Source organism: Roseivivax lentus (assembly GCF_900156805.1).
GTDB classification, from domain to species: Bacteria; Pseudomonadota; Alphaproteobacteria; order Rhodobacterales; family Rhodobacteraceae; genus Roseivivax; species Roseivivax lentus.
In genome coordinates this window covers 1-20,325 of record NZ_FTOQ01000028.1, presented here as the reverse complement: position 1 = coordinate 20,325, position 20,325 = coordinate 1, and the positions used below count along the sequence as shown (strand labels likewise).

18 protein-coding genes and 1 pseudogene are annotated in these 20,325 nt (G+C 70.6%); 12 read left to right on the top strand and 7 right to left on the bottom strand.

Translation table 11 applies throughout. The features are described 5' to 3' along the window. Positions 1-144 precede the first annotated feature (144 nt). Genes BW990_RS20515 through BW990_RS20505 form a run of 3 tightly spaced genes read left to right on the top strand, consistent with a single transcriptional unit; the run spans position 145 to position 3,088 of the window. Entirely contained in the window at positions 145-1,518 is a 1,374-nt protein-coding gene (locus BW990_RS20515; RefSeq protein WP_083950754.1) for a KpsE/RkpR family capsule polysaccharide export protein, read from the top strand. Then, positions 1,518-2,174 (top strand): ABC transporter ATP-binding protein, encoded by a 657-nt coding sequence (locus tag BW990_RS20510; RefSeq protein WP_076451311.1) that lies wholly within the window; start codon positions 1,518-1,520, stop codon positions 2,172-2,174. Before BW990_RS20515 ends, BW990_RS20510 begins: the two co-directional genes overlap by 1 nt. Further along, on the top strand, positions 2,171-3,088 hold the full coding sequence (locus BW990_RS20505; RefSeq protein WP_076451309.1) for a sulfotransferase family protein: 918 nt from the start codon (positions 2,171-2,173) through the stop codon (positions 3,086-3,088). The genes BW990_RS20510 and BW990_RS20505 overlap by 4 nt, the downstream gene beginning before the upstream one ends. Positions 3,089-3,193: 105 nt before the next feature. On the opposite strand, the gene BW990_RS20500 is transcribed toward BW990_RS20505, so the two are convergent. From BW990_RS20500 to BW990_RS20490, 3 genes are read right to left on the bottom strand one after another with little or no spacing between them, the layout of a single operon-like run. Further along, positions 3,194-4,285, bottom strand: coding sequence for an acyltransferase family protein (locus BW990_RS20500; protein WP_234990327.1), 1,092 nt, complete (start codon positions 4,283-4,285; stop codon positions 3,194-3,196). Between the two features lie 4 nt (positions 4,286-4,289). Next, a complete protein-coding gene (rfbC, locus tag BW990_RS20495) occupies positions 4,290-4,850 on the bottom strand; it encodes a dTDP-4-dehydrorhamnose 3,5-epimerase (RefSeq protein WP_076451305.1) in 561 nt (186 codons plus the stop codon). A gap of 9 nt (positions 4,851-4,859) precedes the next feature. Then, positions 4,860-5,855, bottom strand: a complete 996-nt coding sequence (locus tag BW990_RS20490; RefSeq protein ID WP_234990328.1) for a replication initiator protein A — start codon at positions 5,853-5,855, stop codon at positions 4,860-4,862. A gap of 460 nt (positions 5,856-6,315) precedes the next feature. On the opposite strand from BW990_RS20490, the gene BW990_RS20485 reads away from it, so the two are divergent. The 6 genes from BW990_RS20485 (at position 6,316) to BW990_RS20460 (ending at position 12,767) form a co-directional block, all read left to right on the top strand. After that, positions 6,316-7,704: an AAA family ATPase gene (locus tag BW990_RS20485; protein ID WP_076451301.1), complete on the top strand. Its 1,389-nt coding sequence runs from the start codon at positions 6,316-6,318 to the stop codon at positions 7,702-7,704. A gap of 85 nt (positions 7,705-7,789) precedes the next feature. After that, positions 7,790-8,809, top strand: coding sequence for a ParB/RepB/Spo0J family partition protein (locus BW990_RS20480; protein ID WP_076451299.1), 1,020 nt, complete (start codon positions 7,790-7,792; stop codon positions 8,807-8,809). 170 nt (positions 8,810-8,979) lie between these two features. Next, a complete protein-coding gene (locus BW990_RS20475) occupies positions 8,980-10,065 on the top strand; it encodes a DUF2793 domain-containing protein (RefSeq protein WP_076451297.1) in 1,086 nt (361 codons plus the stop codon). Positions 10,066-10,318: 253 nt separating this feature from the next. Next, positions 10,319-12,031, top strand: a complete 1,713-nt coding sequence (locus BW990_RS20470; RefSeq protein WP_159441706.1) for a calcium-binding protein — start codon at positions 10,319-10,321, stop codon at positions 12,029-12,031. Next, positions 11,977-12,273 (top strand): calcium-binding protein, encoded by a 297-nt coding sequence (locus BW990_RS20465; protein ID WP_076451294.1) that lies wholly within the window; start codon positions 11,977-11,979, stop codon positions 12,271-12,273. Before BW990_RS20470 ends, BW990_RS20465 begins: the two co-directional genes overlap by 55 nt. Then, positions 12,201-12,767, top strand: coding sequence for a calcium-binding protein (locus BW990_RS20460; protein WP_407690152.1), 567 nt, complete (start codon positions 12,201-12,203; stop codon positions 12,765-12,767). Before BW990_RS20465 ends, BW990_RS20460 begins: the two co-directional genes overlap by 73 nt. A 44-nt stretch (positions 12,768-12,811) precedes the next feature. Here the strand turns inward: BW990_RS20460 and BW990_RS20455 are convergent, their stop codons facing one another. From BW990_RS20455 to BW990_RS20445, 3 genes are all read right to left on the bottom strand, one after another. After that, positions 12,812-13,648 (bottom strand): ABC transporter permease, encoded by an 837-nt coding sequence (locus BW990_RS20455; RefSeq protein ID WP_083950753.1) that lies wholly within the window; start codon positions 13,646-13,648, stop codon positions 12,812-12,814. 389 nt (positions 13,649-14,037) lie between these two features. Continuing rightward, positions 14,038-15,756 carry a CAP domain-containing protein gene (locus BW990_RS20450; protein ID WP_076451290.1) on the bottom strand — a complete coding sequence of 573 codons (1,719 nt, stop codon included), beginning with the start codon at positions 15,754-15,756 and terminating at the stop codon, positions 14,038-14,040. 191 nt (positions 15,757-15,947) lie between these two features. After that, positions 15,948-17,267: a UDP-glucose dehydrogenase family protein gene (locus BW990_RS20445; RefSeq protein WP_076451288.1), complete on the bottom strand. Its 1,320-nt coding sequence runs from the start codon at positions 17,265-17,267 to the stop codon at positions 15,948-15,950. Between the two features lie 198 nt (positions 17,268-17,465). On the opposite strand from BW990_RS20445, the gene BW990_RS20440 reads away from it, so the two are divergent. Genes BW990_RS20440 through kdsA form a run of 3 tightly spaced genes read left to right on the top strand, consistent with a single transcriptional unit; the run spans position 17,466 to position 20,031 of the window. Further along, positions 17,466-18,425, top strand: a complete 960-nt coding sequence (locus BW990_RS20440) for a KpsF/GutQ family sugar-phosphate isomerase (protein ID WP_076451286.1) — start codon at positions 17,466-17,468, stop codon at positions 18,423-18,425. Further along, positions 18,422-19,213, top strand: coding sequence for a 3-deoxy-manno-octulosonate cytidylyltransferase (locus BW990_RS20435; protein ID WP_076451284.1), 792 nt, complete (start codon positions 18,422-18,424; stop codon positions 19,211-19,213). The genes BW990_RS20440 and BW990_RS20435 overlap by 4 nt, the downstream gene beginning before the upstream one ends. Beyond that, the gene (gene kdsA, locus BW990_RS20430) at positions 19,210-20,031 is read left to right on the top strand and encodes a 3-deoxy-8-phosphooctulonate synthase (protein WP_076451283.1); all 822 of its coding nucleotides are present in this window, start codon (positions 19,210-19,212) and stop codon (positions 20,029-20,031) included. Before BW990_RS20435 ends, kdsA begins: the two co-directional genes overlap by 4 nt. 176 nt (positions 20,032-20,207) lie before the next feature. On the opposite strand, the pseudogene BW990_RS22410 reads toward kdsA, so the two are convergent. Continuing rightward, positions 20,208-20,325, bottom strand: a pseudogene (locus tag BW990_RS22410) (IS30 family transposase); the annotation flags it as partial.

The window sequence follows — 20,325 nt, the reverse complement described above, 5'->3', positions numbered from 1 at the left end:
CCCTGCTTTGCCCGCCCGTCCTGCCAGAAGGAGATGGCCATGACCGCCGCCCGGTCCCCGATCCCCCAGACAAACGCCCCGGCAAAAGCCCCGGCAAAGGCCCAGTCCAAGGCCCAAGCCAAGGCCCAGTCCAAGGCCCCGACAATGGCCAAAACCGCCCCCGCAACCGGTACGGTCGACCGCAGCGCGCTGTTCGAGACGCTGCGCCGGACCGATCCCCGCGCCCAGCCCAAGGCCGCGCCCGGCCCGAAACCGGCCCCGGTTCACGCCCCGGGGCCCAACCCGGCCGCCGCCGCCGATCAGACCGTCCGCCCCCTGCCCGGGGTCCGGCCCGCCCGGCCGCGGCGGCGGCATGCGGGCATTCTCGTCTCGGCGCTGTTTTGCGTGGTGCTGCCCACGGCCCTGACCGCCTGGTACCTATGGGACCGCGCGGCGCCGCGCTTCGTCTCCGAGGCGGGCTTCTCGGTCCGCTCCGAGGAGACCTCCTCGCCGCTCGAGCTTCTGGGCGGGGTCGCGGACCTGTCGGCCTCGACCTCGGACGATACCGACATCCTCTATCACTACATCCAATCGCCCGGCCTCGTGGCGCGGATCGACGCGGCGCTCGACCTGCGCGCGCTCTGGTCCGTGCCCGGCCGCGCCCTGACCGATCCGGACAGCGATCCGGTCTTCGCCTATGCCGCCCCCGGCACGATCGAGGATCTGACCCGCTACTGGCAGCGCCGCGTGCGGATCGAGCGGATGGCGGGCACCGGGCTTCTGGCCCTCGAGGTGGAGGCGTTCAGCCCCGGCGCGGCCCAGGCCATCGCCGAGGCGGTGGTGGCGGAAAGCACCGCGCTGACGAACCGGCTCTCGGCGCTGGCGCGGGAGGATGCGATCGGCCATGCCCGCGGCGAGCTGGCGCGCGCCAAGGCGCAGCTCGGCGATGCGCGGGCGGCGCTGACGCGGTTCCGCAACCGCACCCAGATCGTCGATCCGGTCTCGGCGCTGCAGGTGCAGACCGGGGTCATGTCCTCGCTGCAGGAGCAGCTGGCCCAGGCCATCATCGAGCTCGATCTCATCCGCCAGACCGCGCCCGATGCGCGGTTCCGCATCGAGGGCGCCGAGCAGCGCGTCGCGGTGATCGAGGCGCGGCTTTCGAGCGAGCGCGCGCGCTTCGGCCCCGGAGCGCCCGGTACGTCCGGCGCGCCCGGTGCGTCCGATGCGGCGGGCGGCACCGGTCTGGGCGCCGGTCTGGGCGGGGCGGCCTTCGCCGATCTCGTCGGCGAATACGAAACGCTCGCCGTCGATCTGCGCTTCGCCGAGGAGAATTACACCGCCGCCCGCGCCAGCCTCGAATCCGCGCTGGCCGAGGCGCAGCGGCAATCGCGCTATCTCGCCCTGCACCTGGAGCCGACCCCGCCCGAGGCGGCGCTGCGTCCGCAGCGCTGGCTCACCCTCGGCGCGGTGGCCTTCTTCGCGGTGCTGGCCTGGGCGATGGCGGTGCTGACCGCCTGGTCGATCCGGGACCGGCGCTGATGGTGGTGCTCGAGAACCTGCAGAAGAGCTTCGCCCGCGACGGCGGCCGCGTGGTGGTGGCGGGCGGCATCACTGCCACGCTTCCGGGCGGCGTGTCGATCGGGCTTCTGGGGCGGAACGGGGCGGGCAAGTCGACGCTGCTGCGGATGATCGCGGGCACCTGCCGCCCCGACGGGGGCCGGGTGCTGACGGCGGGGCGCATCTCCTATCCGGTGGGGCTCGCCTCGGCGTTGCACGGCGATCTGACCGGCGCTCAGAACACCCGGTTCGTGGCCCGGCTTTATGGCGCCGAGACCGGCGATGTCTGCGCCTTCGTCGAGGACTTCGCCGAGCTGGGCGCGGCCTTCCGCGCGCCGGTGCGGCACTATTCCAGCGGAATGAAGGCGCGGCTCGCCTTCGGGATCAACATGGCGCTCGATTTCGACACCTATCTCCTGGACGAGGCGCTGGCCGCGGGCGACGCGGCCTTCCTGCAGAAATCCCGCGCGCTTCTCCGGGCGCGGCTGGCGCGGGCGGGGGCCATCGTGGTCAGCCATGCGGCGGGCCAGATCCGGCAGCTCTGCGAGATGGGCGCGGTGCTCGAGGGCGGGCAGCTGACGCTGTTCGACGACGTGGAGGCGGCCATCGCCCATCACGAGCGGAAGCGCGCCGCATGACCGCGCCCGCCCTGCCCCTCCTGCCGCCCGTCGCCCTGCCCGGGGGTGCACGGATGCTGTTCGTGATCGGCGCGCAGAAGGCCGGCACGACCTTCCTGCACCGCACGCTGGGGCAAAGCCCGGACCTGCACCTGCCCCCGGTGAAGGAGCTGCATTACTTCGACATCCGCGGCGGCATGGGCAAGCTGTCCTGGCAGACGCGCCTGACGGAGATGACCCGCGCGACCGAGGCGCTGGCCGAGGCCGGGCCGCGCCCGCAGGTCCTGGCCCGCGCGCAGGCCGCCTTCGATCTTCTGGCGATGATGGGCGGCGCGGGCACCGGGCCCGACCGGCACGCGCCCTATATCGACTACATCACCCGCGGCCTCGACGGGCAGGCCGTGGTCGCCGACATCACCCCCGCCTACGCGATCCTGCCGGCGCGCGATTACGCCGACATGGCGACGATCGGGCAGGCGCGCTTCGTCTTCGTGCTGCGCGATCCGGTGGCGCGGATGTGGTCGCAGATCCGCATGGCCGCGGGCGTGCAGATGGGACCCGGCGCCAGCGCCGAGACCCTGTTCGAGACCGCGACCGCCCGCGCACGCCACCTGATCGAGACCGGCCGCCTGCCGAATATCGAACGGGCCGATTACGCCCGCACCCTGCGCGCGCTCGACCGGGCGGTGGCGCCCGAACGGCTGCGGGTGCTGTTCTACGAGGACATGGTGCGGGACGTCTCGGTGACGGCGTCGCTCTGCGCCTTTCTCGGCATCGCGCCGGTGGTGCCGGATCTGTCCGCGCGGGTGAATGCGGGCGCGTCCCTGCCCCTGCCCGAGGATCTGGCCGAGGCCTTCCGCGCGGCCTTCGCCCCGCAATACGAGGCGGTGCGCGCGCGGTTCGGCGATGCGGTGCCCGCAAGCTGGCGGGGGTGAGGTGCCCCGGAGCGCGGAACAAGGCTGCTGACAGCCGCCGCGCTCCAGCGCCGGACCGGCGCCTTCAACCGCCTGCATATTGGCAGCCTTGTTCCGCGCCCCGGGTCACTGCGCGGCGCCGACGCTTTCCCGCGGCTTGTGCCGCATGTTCAGGAAAACAGTCTCGAACCCGCGGAAACTGACCTCCGCCACGAGCCAGCAGGCGCCCCAGTAAACGAGGTGGAACAGCACCGTCCCGAGCCCGAGCCCCAAGGCCTCCGCGGCCTCGCGGACCACGTGCAGGACCGGCAGGTGCAACAGGTAGAGCCCGTAGCTGACCGCGCCCAGGCGCGCCACGGGCGCCAGCCGCAGGACCGGCGCCAGGGCGCTGTCCTCGCGCATCACGAGGGCCGCCAGCAACGCCGTCATCGCGAGATGCAGCACAAGGTTCGGCAGGCCGGTGACGTCGCGGGGCAGAACGGCCAGCAGCGCCACCAGGAGGATCAGCGCGGCCGGGCTCGCCCAGCGGGCGCCGAGGACCGGCCAGAGCGCCGCGAAGCCCCGGGCGCCATGCAGCACGATCGCGAGGCCCGAGCCCATCAGGATCGGCGCATAGGTCGCGACGGGCAGCGCGAACCGCAGGGGGCCCCATTCGGGCGCGGTGAGGCCGAAGACCCCGATCACGCCCGCCACGTTCACCGCGATCCCCGCCGCCAGCACCGGCAACAGCCAGCGCGCGGGCAAGAGGATCAGGAGAAGCGGCCAGAGCAGGTAATATTGCTCCTCGACCGAGAGCGACCACATCGGCGCGAGGTTGGGGATGTCGGCGGTCAGGAAATTGGCGAGGAAGAGATAGTAGAAGGGCCAGAGCCGGGCCGCCTCGGCCTCGCCCTTCACCAGCACGTAATAGCCCCCGACCGCGGTCACCACGACGAGGTAGAGCGGCAGGATCCGCAAGGCGCGCCGCCAGTAGAAACCGCCGAGCGAGATGGCGCCCGTCCGGTCCCGTTCGCGCAGCAGGAGCGTGGTGATCAGGTAGCCCGAGAGCACGAAGAAGAGATCGACGCCGAGAAAGCCGCGCGCGGCGATCACCGGCCCGTCGCTCAGCGCCGCGCCCACCGGGGAGTGGTGGTAGAGCACCATCGCGATGGCCAGCGCCCGCGCCCCGTCGAGCGCGCCGAAATGGCGGGTGGCCAGGTAGCGCGCATGGGGCGCCACGGGCTCAGCCGCCCGTGAAGGGGGTGGTGAAGCCCGCAAGCCCCGGCGCGGCGGCGTCCTTGTCGGACAGGATCGGCGGCACGCCGGGATCGGGCCAGGCGATGCCGATCTCCGGATCGTTCCACAAGAGCGCGCCTTCGGTTTCGGGCGCATAGGTGTCGGAGCATTTGTAGACGATCTCGGTCTCGGCGGTCAGCGTCATGAAGCCATGGGCGAAGCCCGCGGGCACCAGCAGCTGGCGGCCGTTCTCGGGCGTCAGCTCCACGCCCACCCAGGCCCCGTAGGTCGGGCTGCCCTGCCGGATATCGACCGCCACGTCGAAAAGCGCGCCGCGCCCGCAGCGCACCAGCTTGTCCTGCGCGCGTGGCGGCGCCTGGAAATGCAGCCCCCGCACGGTGCCCGCCGCCGCCGACAGCGAATGGTTGTCCTGGCGCCAGTCGAAGTGGAGCCCCGCCGCTTGATAGACATCGCGGTTCCAGGTCTCCTCGAAAAAGCCCCGGTGGTCGCCGAAGCGGCGCGGCGTCAGGATCAGCACGCCCTCGAGGGCGGTCTCGTCGATCTGCATGGTCTCTCCTCAGCGTCGTTTGCGCGCCCAGCCCAAAAAGGCGCGGTCGGGATCGGTCAGGCGCGGCGCGCCGGTGGCCGCCCAGACCCCCTGCCATTCGGCCTGCAGCGCGTAGATATCGGCGCCGGGCACCAGCGCGCGCGCGGCCTCCAGCGTCTCGGGCGCCAGCACCGGCGGACGGGGCGCGCGCAGGCGGCGCGGCGTGATGCGGATCACGTCGCCGGGCGCCTCGGCCAGATGATAATCGGGCAGGTGATCGGCGGCGATCATGTCGCGCAGTTTCGCGCGGAAGACCCGGCGCGGCGAGGCCGAGCCCGATTTCTTCAGGAGCACCTCGACCGAGACGCGCCATTCGGGCTGCCGGCCGCAATGCTTGCGCGCGAGTTCGTAGATCCGTCGCTCGAGCGGCTTTCGAAGCCGGAAGTAATCGCGGGAAAGCGTCAGCACCGATTTCGCCAGCACCGCGCGGTAGAGCCAGTCCGACAGCGTGACCGACACCGAGGCCATCCGCCCGCCGCGGGTCTTGCGCACGATGCGCCAGCTCTCGATCAGGCCGAAGCCCGAGGTGACCTCTTCGCCGCCGGTTTCGTAATTGGTGGTGATGCGCGTGCCCGCGAGCCGCTCGAAGGCCTCGCGCAGCCGCCGGTAAGCGTCGCCGCTGGTCTCGCGGTTGGTGGCCACGAGGAGGTCATGCGCGGTCAGGTGCAGATGGCGCGACACCGCCCGGCCCGCATTCACCGCCGCCATGAGCTGCGAGATGCAGTAGATCAGGATGTCCTTGTCGTGGATCGTGGCCAGCCCCTTGACCGAGGGCGTCACCTCGATCTCGGTGCCGTTATGGGCATAGCGCAGGATGCGCCGGTCGGGGCGCGTCGCGAGCGAGAACATCGGGTGTTCCATCGAGGCCAGGTCGTCCTTCGGGGCAGCATCGAAGATGTCGCAGACGAAGAAATCCGGCGTCGGGTGATGAAGCGGCCCCAACGCGGAAGCGCCGGGTCCGGGAATGCCTGTCACGGGGTCTGTCCTCGTTCTACTGCTCGCCACGGCCCCGCCCGGATCTTCGCGCCCGGGTCCTGCTGGAGATTCGTGGTTTCGGTGACACCGAGCGTAAAGATATCCACAGGCCCGGTCCAGCGCCCGGACCCTCCGAACGGGTTTTCGGAATCGCCGCTTCGGGGGTTTGGAATCGCCTCAACGTGGTTTCGGAATCGCCAGGGCCTCCCGGCGGGCTCCGAACCCCCTGTTATCGGGGAAAAATATCACCGGGGCTTGACCCCGTAACACATTACTAACTCAATTTAACAAGCTGCGCGGCCGGATCGCGCATCGATCCCGCGCCATGCACGGGCAGGATCCCGGGGGATTTGCCGGGAAAGCGGCAAAAAGCGGGGGCGGTGTCGCCAAAATCCTTGGATGTGACGGGTTTCGGGGTATAGTGCCCAAAACACAGCACATCGAGCAGAAGATGGCACAAGACCAGACGGCCCTACCGCCCTATTTCAACATCGATCCCGATCGCGCCATGGCCGAGCTCGACGGCGATGCCTCCACCGCGCGCTTCGCCCAGATCGCCGAGGCCTGCGCCCGGGGCCGCGCGGACCTGTCCTCGCGCGGGCTCGACGAGAGCGGGCGCAAGCAGCTCAGGCTGTTTTCCACCTGGGAGATCACCCGCTACCTCATCCCCGTCGCCGCCGCGCATTTCCGCCGCGTGCTGCGCCAGAACCCCGACCTGCCCCAGGGCCGGTCCGAGACCGAGGGCGGCGCCAAGTGGTTCACCTTCGAGGAGGTGCTGCGGCTGCGCGCGCATTTCAGCGCGGCGGGCAGCCGGGCCAAGGAATACCGTCCCTACCGCCCCGCGGGCCTGCCCGCCAAGATGGTCGCGGTGGCCAATTTCAAGGGCGGCGTCGGCAAGACCTCGACCGCGGCGCATCTGGCGATGTCGGCGGCGCTCGACGGCTACAAGGTGCTGGTGATCGATCTGGACAGCCAGGGCTCGATGACCTCGATCTTCGGCGGCAAGGTCGCGGATGAATGGGGCACGGTGTTCCCGCTGCTCGCGCGGCATTACGCGCGCCACATGCAGGGCGAGAACCGCGCCCGCGAGGCCCGCGGCGAGGCGCCGGCCCCCCTCGACGAGACGCTCTCCGAGGCGCTCGGGGCCACTGCGCGCGACCTCGTCCAGCCCACGCACTGGCCCAATATCGACCTCATCGGCGCGCAGCTCAATCTCTACTGGGCGGAGTTCCAGATCCCCGTCTGGCGCATGCAGGGGCGCTCCTGGAAGCTCTGGGATGCGCTGACCGACAGCCTCGAGGCGGACGGGGTGCTGCAGGATTACGACCTGATTTTCCTCGATACGCCGCCGGCGCTCGGCTATCTCACGATCAACGGGCTGGCCGCCGCCGATATCCTGCTGGTGCCGCTCGGCGCCTCCTTTCTGGAATTCGATTCGACCGGGCGCTTCTTCGACATGCTGCATTCCACCTTCCGCTCCATCGAGGAGGCCGAGAACATGGCCGCCCGCGCGCTGGGGCGCGAGGGGCTGGCCTTCCAGTGGGACGCGGTGCGCGCGCTCATCACCCGCTATGACGGCGCGCAGCAGGGCGAACTCGCGGCGCTGATGCAGGCCTATCTCGGCCAGACCCTGTCGCCCCACAAGCAGGATTACACCGCCCTCATCGGCCAGGCGGGCGAGCAGGTCGCGGGCATCTACGAGGCCGATTACCGCGATTTCAACCGCGAGACCTATGTGCGGGGCCGCGAGACCTTCGATGCGACCTATGCCGCCTTCAAGCGGCTGCTGCTGGGGGTCTGGCGGCGCGAGGAGCTGGCCCGGGCGGAGGCCGCGGAATGAGCCTGCGCCGCCTTCCGCACGGGCGGGTCAGGTTTTGGCAAGACCCCTGTGCAGACCCTGTTGCGGCGAAAAAGGAGGCGCTGTCATGGCCAAACGCAAACGCCTGAGCCCGGCGCAATCCGATTACCTCGAGGCGCATCTCACCGGCCCCTTCGCCCCTGCCCCGAGCCGCGCGCCGATCGCCGATGTCGCCGGCGAGGCCGCGGCGGCGGCGGCCTTCGAGGAGGTCGCCGGAGAGCTGACCCGCGCCCGCGAGGAAGGGCGGCTGGTGCTCGATCTGCCGCTCGAGGAGATCGACAGCGAGCACCTGATCCGCGACCGCATCGACCTCGATCCCGAGGCGCTGGACGAACTCAAGCAATCCATCCGCGAACGCGGCCAGCAGACCCCGATCGAGGTGGTGGATCGCGGCGAGGGACGGCATCCGCGCTACGGGCTCCTGTCGGGCTGGCGGCGGCTCGCCGCGCTGCGCGCGCTCTGCGAGGAGGCGAACGGGCTCCAGCGCTACACCCGCATCCGCGCGCTCCTGCGCCTGCCCCGCGACCGCGCCGATGCCTACCGCGCCATGGTCGAGGAGAACGAGATCCGCGCGGGCCTGTCGTTCTTCGAACGCGCCCGAATCGTCGCCCGCGCCCTCGAGGCGGGTGTCTTCGCGCGGGAGAAGGACGCGTTGGGCGGGCTGTTCGCCTCGGTCTCCTATTCCAAGCGCTCGAAGATCAAGTCCTTCCTGCCGGTGGTCTCGGCGCTCGACGGGGTGCTGGCCCATCCCGCGCGCCTGCCCGAACATCTGGGCCTGGCCCTGGCGCGCGCGCTGAAGGACCGGCCCGATCTCGGCGAAAGGATCGCCCGCGCCCATGCCGCCCTGCCCGAGGTCACGCCCGAGGCCGAGGCCGAGATGCTGCGCCGCGTGATGGAGACCCGTCCCGCCCCGGCGCCGAAACCGGCACAATCCGCTGAAACAGAGAGGAAACCGGCGGACAGGACGCTGATCGAGGGGCTCTCCATCGCCGCCGATCCCGCGCGGGGCCGGATCCTTCTGAAGGGCCGCCGCATCACGCCGGATTTCGTGGCCGAGCTCGAGGATTGGCTGAAAAGCCGGGACTGACCGCGCGGGCGCCGCCCGGCCCGAAACCTTTCGCATGCGAAAGGTTCGCCCCCTGCCCCGCCCCCTGCCCCTGCCCGGTCCCTCCGCGCAACGCGCGCGCCCTTAGGCGGGCCTTCACCCCGGCGACCGAGCGTCCCCTTGGTCACATCAGCCCCCGGGGGAAGTCACCCATGTTCACCTCAGCCTTTCTCGGCCTGCCCTATATGGCCCCGTCCCAGGCCCAGAAACACGTCACCCATAACGAGGCGCTGCGCCGTCTCGACATGATCGTGCAGCTGGGCGTGGTGGATCGCGGCCGGACCGCGCCGCCCGCCACGCCCGCCGACGGGCAGCGCCATATCGTCGGGGCTGCCCCGACCGGCGCCTGGACGGGCCGGGCCGATGACGTCGCGGTCCATGAAGGCGGGGCCTGGCATTTCCTGACCCCGGGCACCGGCTGGCAGGCCTATGTGGCCGATGCCGCCGAGATGGTCGTCTGGGACGGCGCGGCCTGGACGCCGGTCGGCGGGGATCTGCAGAACCTGCCGGGCCTCGGCATCAACGCCACGAGCGATGCGACCAACCGGCTGGCGGTCTCCGCCCCGGCGACGCTGCTGACCCATGAGGGCGCGGGCCACCAAGTGAAGATCAACAAGGCCGCCCCGGGCGATACGGCAAGCCTGCTGTTCCAGACCGGCTGGTCGGGCCGCGCCGAGATGGGCACTGCCGGGACCGACGGCTTCGCCATCAAGGTCAGCGCCGACGGGGTGGCCTGGGCCGAGGCGCTGGTCTTCGACCCGGCCACCGGCCACGCCTCGGGCGCCGCGGTGCAAGGGGCGGCGACCGACACGACGCCGGGGCGGCTCATGCGCGCCGATTGGGGTTACGGGCCGGGCAATGTGCTGGGCGCCGTGGCGCAGGCCGGCGGCACGCCCACCGGTGCGGTGCTGGAGGCGGGCGCGGATTACCTGCGGCTGGCCTGCGGCACCCAGATCGCCTGGGGGGCGGTGACGCTGACGCGGCTCGATGCCGCCACGCTCGGCGCCACGTGGACGCTGCCGCAGCCCTTCGCGGGCGATGCGTTCGCGCAAGGCAGCATCGATGCGACCGATGCGGCGGCGCTGAGCCCCGGCGCGGCCGGGCTCGGCCCGGTCATGTGCAGCGCCGGTACCGGCACCGCGCTCGATCTGCGGCTCTCGCGGATCGCGGGCCAGACCGATTTCGCGCCGGGCGAGAGCTGTACCGTGCGGGTCACGGCGACCGGGCGCTGGGTGTGAGAAAGGCGCGGCCCGGCTCTGCCTGGCAGGCGCCGCGCCCCGAAACCTTTCGCATGCGAAAGGTTTTCCCGCCGGTTTCGACCCGAACCAGCCTTAACGGGACCTGAAGGAAACCGTTCGACTTTTCCCGGAAGGTCCGATTTCCGCCGCGCTCTTGTCCCCTCCCCTGCCCCGCTGCCCGGTCAGTGTCGTCGGCGGTGAATGGGAAAACTCGGGGTGTGAGATGGAGGTGGTCTTCGGCCACGTCGGCAGCATGTCTGCCGACCAGGCGGGGGTGCTCGAAGGGGTTCGGGCATTCGCGCTGCATGAGGGTCCCGACGGGGCCACGCTGCAAGTGATCTCGAGCGGTGACGGGGTGAGTGGCCTGTCAGCCTGGGATCTGCGGGGGACCGGACCGATCTCCGAAGACCAGATGGGTCTGTCGGGCGGTCCGGTCCCGGGGGTGACCCCCGACATCACGCCGATGACCCTGGCCTCGGGCCAGGAGGTGGCGCTGATCACCGGGACCGGCGCGGCCGGGCTGGTGATGGTGCGGGTCAATGCGGACGGATCCTTCGGCAACCCGATCTCGATCAATGCCGCCGCCGCGGGGGTGCCCGCGGATCTGAGCGACGTGGCCGTCGCCACCCTGCCCTCCGGCACCTATCTTTACGGCATCGCGCCGGGCAGCACCGCGCCCATGGTCTGGCAGGTCTCGGCCACGGGGCAGCTGACCCTCGTGAGCGCGGGCAGCCGCGCGCCCGATCAGAACGGGGTGCCCGCGCCGGGGCTCACGGATCTCGCGGTGGTGGACAATCACCTGGTGGCCGCCGGGTCGGGCGAGACGTATCTGACGAGCTACACGATCACCGCCTCGGGCACGCTGACCGCGCCGCAGCGCCTCGGCGCGTCGGACAATCCCGGCATCGCGGGCGAGATCACGCTCGATACGGTCACGATCGGCGGCACCGATTTCGTGATCCTCGGGGCGGCCGGGACCGGCACGCTGACGCTTTACGCGCTCGAGGGCGGGCGGCTGACGCTCACCGATCACGTCATGGACAGCCGCGACAGCCGCTTCGCCGGGGTCAGCGCGCTCGACACGGTGGTGATCGACGGGGTGGCCTATCTGGCCGCCGGCGGCGCCGATCAGGGCGTCAGCCTGTTCCAGGTCACGCCCGAGGGTGACCTCGTGCATCTCGGCGTGCTCGAGGACACCACCCGCACGGCTTTGGACGGGATCGGCGACCTTGCGCTCTACGAGAGGGCGGATGGCACGCTGGGGCTGGCGACGCTGGGCCTTGCCGATGGCGGGTTCAGCCAGTTCAGTGTCGAGATCTCGGGCAATCTGGCGCTGGACGGCGCCGGGGCCGACACCCTGACGGGGAGCGCCGGATCCGATCTCTTCGTGCTGACCTCGGATGCCGTGCCCGACCGGATCGAGGGGTTCGACCCGGCGGAAGACAGGCTCGACCTGTCGGGCTGGGCCTTCTACCGCGACCCCTCGCAGCTCTCGATCAACGCGACGGCGACGGGGGCGGAGATCCGCTTCATGTCGCTGGCGGGCGAGGAGGTCCTGGTGATCGAAAGCGCCGCGGGCACGCCGCTCTCGGTGGCGGCGGTGACCGTGGCGATCGTGCCTGCCCCGTCTCGATTCCTGCCCGAATGGCTGTCGCCGGACCTGACGCCCGCGCCCACGGATCCGTCCGTGTCGCGCACGGGCTCGACCGGGAACGACACGCTGGAGACCGGGTCGGGCAATGACACGATCATCGGGCGCGGCGGTTCGGACGTGATCTCGGGCGGGGCCGGGCGCGACGACATCAATGGCGGGATCGGGGCCGATACGCTGCTGGGCGGCGATGAAGAGGACACGATCACGGGGCTCGACGGCTTCGACGTGATCGATGGCGGCGCGGGGCGGATTCGCTCATGGGCAATGCCGGCTCCGACCGGATCGAGGGCGCGGACGGCGCCGACACGCTGATCGGCGGCAATGCGGCGGACATGCTCTGGGGGGGCGCCGATGACGACCTGATGCGCGGCGATGACGGCGCCGATACGCTCTGGGGCGAGGCGGGCGACGACCTGATCTACGGCAATGCCGGGCCGGACAGCGCCCATGGCGGCGACGGCGCGGACGTGATCGAGGGGGGATCAATCTCGATGTCCTGCACGGCGATGCGGGCGCCGACACGATCTCGGGCGATGGCGGCGACGACACGCTGACCGGCGGGCAGGGGGCCGATTCGCTGATGGGCGGCGGCGGGCGCGACCACCTCTCGGGCGGCGCGGATGACGACTGGCTCGATGGCGGGATCAGCCATGACGTGCTGTTCGGGGATGGCGGCAACGACGTGCTGATCGGCAAGAACGGCTCGGACCGGCTCGATGGCGGGGCGGGCGACGACACGCTGTATGGCGGTTCGGGCGACGACACGCTCACCGGGGGTGGCGGGACCGATGTGCTCGACGGCTCGACCGGGGCGGATACCTTCATCTTCTCCGAAGGCAACGTGGTCATCACCGGGTTCCAGAACGACGTGGACACGCTGCTGCTCGATCCCGCGCTCTGGGGCGGCGGGGCGCAGGACGCCGAGGACCTCGTCGCCATGGCCGAGGTGATCGACGGCGATCTGGTCTTCACCTTCGATGCCGGGCGGCTGGTGATCGAGGATCTGACCAATCCCAACGCGCTCTTGAACGATATCGGGCTGATCTGAGGACAGGGGGCCTTGATGCCCGGGCCCAGGCCCGGGGCAGGGGCCTAGCGGTCGAGAATGTCGCGATGGGCCGCGCGCAGGTACAAGAGGCCCAGTAGCCCCAGCACCCCCGCCACGGCGAAGACGAAACCGGGGGCGAGATAGGGCGCGTCGTAACCCGCATAGACGCCCGCGCGGGCCGCGCCGGTCACATGCGTCAGCGGGTTCCATTCCAGCCAGCCGCGCCAGGGATCGGGCAGGCGGTCATGCAGCAGGATCACGCCCGAGACCAGGATCAGCGGCCGCGTGGCCACCGACCAGACCGATTGCCAGAGCGGCGCGCGGGTGATCGGGCCGCACAGCGCCGCCCCCATGCCCGCGCCGAGCGCCAGCGTCATCGCGTAGGACAGCGCCAGCGGGCCGGGATCGAGCCGCGCCTCGGGGGCGAGGAACAGGACGATGCCGCCCAGGATCAGCGCCGCCACGACGAGCTGCGTCAGCGCGGCGAGCAGGAAATTCGCCACCAGCGCATCGAGGAAGGAAACCCGCGGATAGGCCAAGAGTGGGCGCGAGCGGTTGAGCGCCTGGGCCACCGCCATCGCGGTGGTGGTGAAGGCCAGGAAGGGCAGGACCCCGGTGGCGTAGAACAGCGCGAAGCTGTGGCCGAGCGGCGGCGCGCGGAAGCCCGCCTGGAACACCACGCAGAGAAAGGCGATGCCCGCCGCGGGTTCCAGCACCGCCCAGAGATAGCCGCCCGGATTGCGCCCGTAGCGCGTGGCCATTTCGCGCAAGGTGAGCGCGCCGATGGCACGGGCCGTGGCGGCCAGCGGCGCGGGATGCGCGGTGATCGCGGCGGGGCCGGGCAGGGCAGGGGGCGCGGATGGCGGGACGGCGTGCTGCATGGCGCGAGCTTGGCCCGAAAGCGGTTAACAGCGCGTATCCGGCGGGGCGAAAACCTTTCGCATGCGAAAGGTTTTGGAGAGCTCCGGCAGAGCCGGGAGCCGTGCCCGACCGGCACCGCAGGCGCCGGGCCAGCGGTCACGCGGGACGCAGGCCTCCGGCATGACCCGGCCCGACCGGTCCGGCGCTTCGGGCATGGCGGCGCGCTGTTCGCGCGATGAGCGGCGGGACGGGATGAACCGCACCCTTCTGTCGTCATGGCGCCCACCCGCCGATCCGGCGCGGGCCGTTCCAGCCGTTCTGCCCGGTATCCGGAAGGCGGTCACGGGGGTTCGAAACCTTTCGCATGCGAAAGGTTTTGGAGTGTTTCGGGCCAGAACAGAGCCTATTTTCACATCCAGAGGATATCCGCCTCGATCTCCGTCAGGTCCGTGACCCCGTCGAGCGCGATCTGCCCCGCCGCGCCGAAATCGAGGATCAGCGCCGCACCCTCGAGCCGCGCATGGTCCGCCAGGTCGGCGCCGGCAAGAAGCGCCGGGTCCAGCAGCAGCGTGTCGATCCCGGCCTGGAAGGCGACGATTGTGTCGCTGCCCTCGCCCGCGGCGAAGGTGAAGGTGTCGGCGCCGATCCCGCCATGCAGAAGGTCGTCCCCCGCCCCGCCGGTCAGCGTGTCGCTGCCAGCATTGCCGAGAAGCGTGTCGTCGCCCGCGCCGCCCATCAGCGTGTCCCAGCCATCGCCGCCCTCGAGCCGGTCCGCGCCCTCGCCCCCCGACAACCGGTCGCGGTTGATCCCGCCCCGCAGCAGGTCGGCCCCGTCGCCGCCCGACAGCGTATCGGCCCCGGCATTGCCGATCAGCGTGTCGTTGTCGTCCTGCCCCGAGATCAGGTCGGCGCCGTCCGCGCCGAGGATCCGGTCGGCCCCGGCATTGCCCGACAGCGTGTCGGCGCCGATGCCGCCCTCGATCAGGTCCGCGCCGGTGCCGCCCGCGATCTCGTCCGAGCCGGCATTGCCCGAGAGCGTGTCGTCGCCCGCGCCGCCCGAGATCGTGTCGAACCCGCCCGACCCCTCGATGAGATCCGCGCCGTCCCCGCCCTCGATCGCGTCGAAGCCCGCCCCGCCGGAGATCGTGTCGTCGCCCGCCCCGCCCTGAAGCGTGTCGCCGCCGCCGCGCCCGGACAGCGTATCGCCGAGCGCGCCGCCCGACAGCACGTCGCCGCCGCCACCCCCCGACAGGGTGAGCCCGCCCGGGCGCGCCGCGTCCGCCTCCACGTCGAGCGACACGTTTTGCGCCGAAACAGTGACGGTTTCGGTGATCGTCCCGTCGAGCCCGCCCCCCGAGAAGGTCACCGTATAGGTACCGGGCGGCAGCGCCATCTGGTAGCCGCCGGCCTCCCAGGAGGTGGTGACATAGGTCTCCTCCACCCCCGTCGCGGTGACGGTGACGCCGCCCATGCCCTCGCCCGGATCGTAGAAATCGTCGCCGTCGGCATCGTCGATCACCACCCCCACGATCTGCGCCTGCGGGTCCCAGGTGGTGCCGAAATGCTGGGTCACGATCTCGGTGCCGACCTGGGTCGCGCCGCTGGTGTCGGTGACGATGCCGATGCCGATCTCGGTATAGGTCGGGCTCAGGATGGCGATGCGGTGGCCCGCGGGCGATTGCATGCCGCCGGGCCCGTAGCCCCAGTCGATCAGGAAGGCCGCGTGGCCGTGCAGCGGCCCGTCGGAATAGGCATAGACGTTCTCCGCCACCGCGCGCAGATCGCTATAGCCCGCCGCGACGATCCGTTCGTAGAGGCCGGGCTCCCCGGGCAGGTTGTGCGATTGCGTGTCGTACTGGACGATCAGCAGCGAATGCGCCTCGGCCGAGCTGGCCAGCGCGCCGTTCCAGGCCAGCGGCGGAACCGGCGGGAAGGCCGCGAGCTGATCCTCGAGCATCGACAGCGAGACGCCGAAGAAGGCGATCGCGGCCTCGGTGCCGGGCGTCGCTTCGGCCAGGAGCCGGTCATAGGCGCCGGCCGGATCGGCCCGGTCGCGGTTGATCAGGCACAGGTAATATTGCTCGGCCACGCTGGGCGTGACCTCGGGCGGGGGGAGGTAGATCGCCATTCCCGGAACGCTCCATCCAAGACGGGCCGGATATGACAGAGCCAGGTTAAGGCCGTGTTCAGGAATTGCGCTGAATTAGAGACGAATTTGCCCGGGCGATCCGGCGGGGCAGGGGCCCCAAACCTTTCGCATGCGAAAGGTTTGGGGCGCGCCGGGGGTGTCGTGCCCGGCCCTGAATCCCCGCCCCTCGCCTAGTCCGGATAGCCCGCCCGGCCGATCGCGGCATAGGCCTCGAACCCCGCGGCGCGGGCATCCTCGGGCGCGTAGATGTTGCGCAGATCGCCCAGGCGCGGCGTCTTCATCGCCCCGGCCATGGCCTTCAGGTCGAGCGCGCGGAACTCGTTCCACTCGGTCAGGATCACCAGGAGATCGGCGTCCTTGGCCGCCGCATAGGGATCGGCCTCCCAGGTGACGCCGGGCAGCAGCGCCTCGCCCTCGCGGCGGCCCTGCGGATCCACCACGCGGACTTTCGCACCGCCACCCACGAGCGCGGGCACGATGGTGAGGCTGGGCGCGTCGCGCATGTCGTCGGTATTGGGTTTGAAGGTCACCCCGAGGATGGCGACAACCTTGCCGTTGAACGACCCGCCCGCGAGGTCCATCAGCTTGTCGACCATGCGGCGCTTGACCTCGTCGTTGATCTTGATGACCGCCTCGGTGATCTGCATCGGGCTGGCATGTTCCTGGCCGATCCGGGCGAGCGCCTTGGTGTCCTTCGGAAAGCACGACCCGCCATAGCCCGGGCCCGCATGCAGGAAGGTCTTGCCGATCCGCCCGTCGAGCCCCATCCCCTTGGAGACCTGCTTGACGTCCGCGCCGACCTTTTCGCAGAGCGCAGCGATCTCGTTGATGAAGGTGATCTTGGTGGCGAGAAAGGCGTTGGCGGCGTATTTGATCATCTCGGCGCTTTCGAGATCCGTCACCACGATGGGAAAATCGCGCAGGTAGAGCGGGCGGTAGATGTCCTGCATGACCTGTGCGGCGCGCTCGGTCTCGACGCCCACGACCACGCGGTCGGGCTTCATGAAATCGTCGATCGCGGCGCCTTCGCGCAGAAACTCGGGGTTCGAGGCCACGTCGAAGTCGAGATCCGGATTGGCCGCGGCCACGACCTCGCGCACCTTGGCGTTGGTGCCCACCGGCACGGTCGATTTGGTCACGATGACGAGGTAATGATCGGCGGCCTTCGCGATCTCCTCGGCGGCGGCCATCACATAGGTCAGATCCGCATGCCCGTCGCCGCGGCGCGTCGGCGTGCCCACGGCGATGAAGACCGCGTCGGCGCCGTCGATCGCCGCCTGGATGTCGCGGGTGAAGGACAGCCGCCCGGCCTCCACGTTGCGGGCCATGAGCCGGTCGAGGCCGGGCTCGTAGATCGGCACCTCGCCGCGCTCCAGCATCTCGATCTTGCGCGGATCCTTGTCGACGCAGACCACTTCATGGCCGAAATCCGAAAAACACACACCCGAGACGAGGCCCACGTAACCGGTGCCGATCATCGCAATCTTCATGGGATCAATCCCTGCTTCAAAACCATTGCCGGTCTGAATGGGGCAGGGGGGCCGTGGTGTCAACGATGCCGCCGGGCAGGGCAAGCGCGTGGTGCCGCGCTGCCGGGGCCTGCCTGCGGGCCGGGCAGAGGCGCGTGGACAGGGCCGGGCGGCCCCGGTACACCCGGGCGCATCGAGCCCGAAGGACACCACGCCCCCATGACCGCCCCCCGGAGCAGCACCCGGATCGCCCGCGCGGTCCTCGAAACCGAAAGCGCGGCCCTCGCGCGCCTGGCCGAGGAGATCTCGCCAGAGATCGAGGAGGTGGTCACCCGGCTCCTCGCCATCCCGGGCCGCATCGTGGTCTCGGGCATGGGCAAGTCGGGCCACGTGGCCGCGAAGATCGCCGCGACCCTCGCCTCCACCGGCAGCCCGGCGCAATTCGTGCATCCCGGCGAGGCCTCCCACGGCGATCTGGGCATGATCACCCGCGACGACGCGGCGATCCTGATTTCCAATTCCGGCGAGACCCGCGAGCTGGCCGACATCATCGCCCATACAAGACGCTTCCGGGTGCCGATGGTGGCGATCACCCGCAATGCCGCATCGACGCTGGCGCGGCAGGCCGATCACGTGCTGGTGCTGCCCGACGCGCCCGAGGCCTGCGCGCTGCGCATGGCGCCCACCACCTCGACCACCATGACCATGGCCCTGGGCGATGCGCTGGCCGTGGCGCTGATGGAGGCCCGGGGCTTCGACCGCGAGAACTTCCGCACCTTCCATCCCGGCGGCACTTTGGGCGCGCAGCTTCTGAGCGTGGCGGCGGTCATGCATAAGGGCGACGCGCTGCCGGTGGTCGGGCCCGAGACGGATATGGGCGAGACGCTGCTGACCATGACCGCCAAGGGGTTCGGCGTGGCCGCGCTCGTCGAGGACGGCAAGCTCGCAGGCGTGATCACCGATGGCGACCTGCGGCGCAATCTCGACGGGCTGATGGGGCGCCGCGCGGGCGAGGTGGCCACGCGCACCCCCGCGACCATCGCGCCCGAGGCGCTTCTGGTGGAGGCCCTGGGGATCATGAACGACCGCAAGATCTCGGCGCTGTTCGCGGTGGACGAGGCGGGCGCGCTGAAGGGGCTCGTGCATATCCACGACGCGCTTCGCGCCGGTGTCGCATGAGCGCCGTCGTCTTCATTCCCGCGCGCTACGCCTCGACGCGCTATCCGGGCAAGCCGCTGGTGGAGCTGACCGGCGCCACCGGGCGCAAGGCGTCCCTGATCCAGCGCAGCTGGGAGGCGGCGCAGGGCGTGGCGGGGGTCTCCCGGGTCTGCGTCCTGACCGATGACGACCGCATCCGCGATGCCGCCGAAGGCTTCGGCGCCGAGGTGCTGATGACGAGCAGCCAGGCCCGCAACGGCACCGAGCGCTGCGCGGAAGCGCTCGCGCAGCTGGGCGCCGATCCCGAGATCGTGGTGAACCTGCAGGGCGACGCGCCCTTGACCCCGCCCTGGTTCCTCGAGGCGCTGATCGCGCGCATGCAGGCCGACAGCGCCGTGCAGATGGCGACGCCCGTGCTGCGCACCGAACCCGGGACGCTGGCCAATTTCGTGACCGACCGCCGGGAAGGCCGGGTGGGCGGCACCACCGCGGTGATGCGCGGGGACGGCACGGCGCTTTATTTCTCGAAAGAGGTGCTGCCTTACGTGGGCAGCCTCGAAGCCCCGCCCGAGGTCTGGCACCATGTGGGCGTCTATGCCTATCGCCCGGAGGCGCTCAGGGCCTACGGGGCCTGGGCGGAAGGCCCGCTCGAACGCGCCGAGGGGCTCGAGCAGCTGCGCTTCCTGGAACATGGCTGGCCCGTGACCTGCGTCGAGGTCGAGGCGCGGGGCCGGGTCTTCTGGGAGCTGAACAACCCGGTGGATGTCGCCCGGATCGAGGCGGTTTTGCAGAAGGAAGGGATCGCATGAAGGATGTCGTCATCGGGGACATAACAGTCTCTAACAAGGCCCCGTTCGCCCTGATCGCGGGGCCCTGCCAGTTGGAATCCCTCGATCACGCGCGCATGCTGGCCGCGCGGATCGCCGCCGCTTCCGAGGCCGCAGGCCGCCCCTGGATCTTCAAGGCGAGCTACGACAAGGCGAACCGCTCGTCATTGGGCGGCAAGCGGGGCCTGGGCATGGAGGCGGGCCTCGAGATCCTCGCCGCGATCAAGGCCGAGTTCGGCGTGCCGGTGCTGACGGATGTGCATGGGCCTGAGCAATGCGCGGCGGTGGCCGAGGTGGTGGACGTGCTGCAGATCCCGGCCTTCCTGTCGCGCCAGACCGACCTGCTGCTCGCCGCCGGCGAGACCGGGGCCGCGATCAACGTCAAGAAGGGCCAGTTCCTCGCGCCCTGGGACATGGAGAACGTGGCGGCGAAGATCGCCTCCACCGGCAATGAGCGGGTGATGCTCTGCGAGCGGGGGGCCTCCTTCGGCTACAACATGCTGGTGTCGGACATGCGGTCGCTGCCGATCATGGCCAAGACCGGCTATCCGGTGGTCTTCGACGCCACCCATTCGGTGCAGCTGCCGGGCGGGCAGGGGGCGTCCTCGGGCGGTCAGCGCGAATTCGTCGAGCCGCTGGCGCGGGCGGCCCTGGCGGTGGGCTGTGCGGCGGTCTTCATCGAGACCCACGAGGACCCGGACAACGCCCCGAGCGATGGGCCGAACATGGTGGAAATCGGTGGGCTGGAGCGGCTCTTGAAGGGGCTCGCGGCGATCGACGATCTGACCAAGGGGCTGTGAGGCGGGGCAGGCTGGGTCCCATAGTGGCGCGCGCGCCGGACCGTCCGGGGCCTGCCCATCCGGGCCGCATGCCACCGGCATGACCGCGCGCCCGACGGCCGCCAGAGGCGGCCTTGTTCGGGGCGGCCGCATCGCTCAAACCGCTGATGGCTCAAGGGTCGTTGCGACGTTTTCCGCTATCTCAGTTTCATCATCTCTTCTCTGAAGGCTTCGGTTGGGGTGCGCCATCCGAGGCATTTTCTGGGTGTCCCGTTCAGGCGGTCACAAATCGCCTTCATATTGCGATTTGAGAGC

Coding starts and splice junctions, on each gene's coding strand:
- BW990_RS20455 (WP_083950753.1), bottom strand. CDS start 13,648: ATGCAGCACGCCGTCCCGCCATCCGCGCCCCCTGCCCTGCCCGGCCCC.
- BW990_RS20440 (WP_076451286.1), top strand. CDS start 17,466: ATGACCGCCCCCCGGAGCAGCACCCGGATCGCCCGCGCGGTCCTCGAA.
- BW990_RS20450 (WP_076451290.1), bottom strand. CDS start 15,756: ATGGCGATCTACCTCCCCCCGCCCGAGGTCACGCCCAGCGTGGCCGAG.
- kdsA (WP_076451283.1), top strand. CDS start 19,210: ATGAAGGATGTCGTCATCGGGGACATAACAGTCTCTAACAAGGCCCCG.
- BW990_RS20435 (WP_076451284.1), top strand. CDS start 18,422: ATGAGCGCCGTCGTCTTCATTCCCGCGCGCTACGCCTCGACGCGCTAT.
- BW990_RS20465 (WP_076451294.1), top strand. CDS start 11,977: ATGGGCAATGCCGGCTCCGACCGGATCGAGGGCGCGGACGGCGCCGAC.
- BW990_RS20485 (WP_076451301.1), top strand. CDS start 6,316: ATGGCACAAGACCAGACGGCCCTACCGCCCTATTTCAACATCGATCCC.
- BW990_RS20505 (WP_076451309.1), top strand. CDS start 2,171: ATGACCGCGCCCGCCCTGCCCCTCCTGCCGCCCGTCGCCCTGCCCGGG.
- BW990_RS20510 (WP_076451311.1), top strand. CDS start 1,518: ATGGTGGTGCTCGAGAACCTGCAGAAGAGCTTCGCCCGCGACGGCGGC.
- BW990_RS20445 (WP_076451288.1), bottom strand. CDS start 17,267: ATGAAGATTGCGATGATCGGCACCGGTTACGTGGGCCTCGTCTCGGGT.
- BW990_RS20480 (WP_076451299.1), top strand. CDS start 7,790: ATGGCCAAACGCAAACGCCTGAGCCCGGCGCAATCCGATTACCTCGAG.
- BW990_RS20470 (WP_159441706.1), top strand. CDS start 10,319: ATGTCTGCCGACCAGGCGGGGGTGCTCGAAGGGGTTCGGGCATTCGCG.
- BW990_RS20515 (WP_083950754.1), top strand. CDS start 145: ATGGCCAAAACCGCCCCCGCAACCGGTACGGTCGACCGCAGCGCGCTG.
- rfbC (WP_076451305.1), bottom strand. CDS start 4,850: ATGCAGATCGACGAGACCGCCCTCGAGGGCGTGCTGATCCTGACGCCG.
- BW990_RS20475 (WP_076451297.1), top strand. CDS start 8,980: ATGTTCACCTCAGCCTTTCTCGGCCTGCCCTATATGGCCCCGTCCCAG.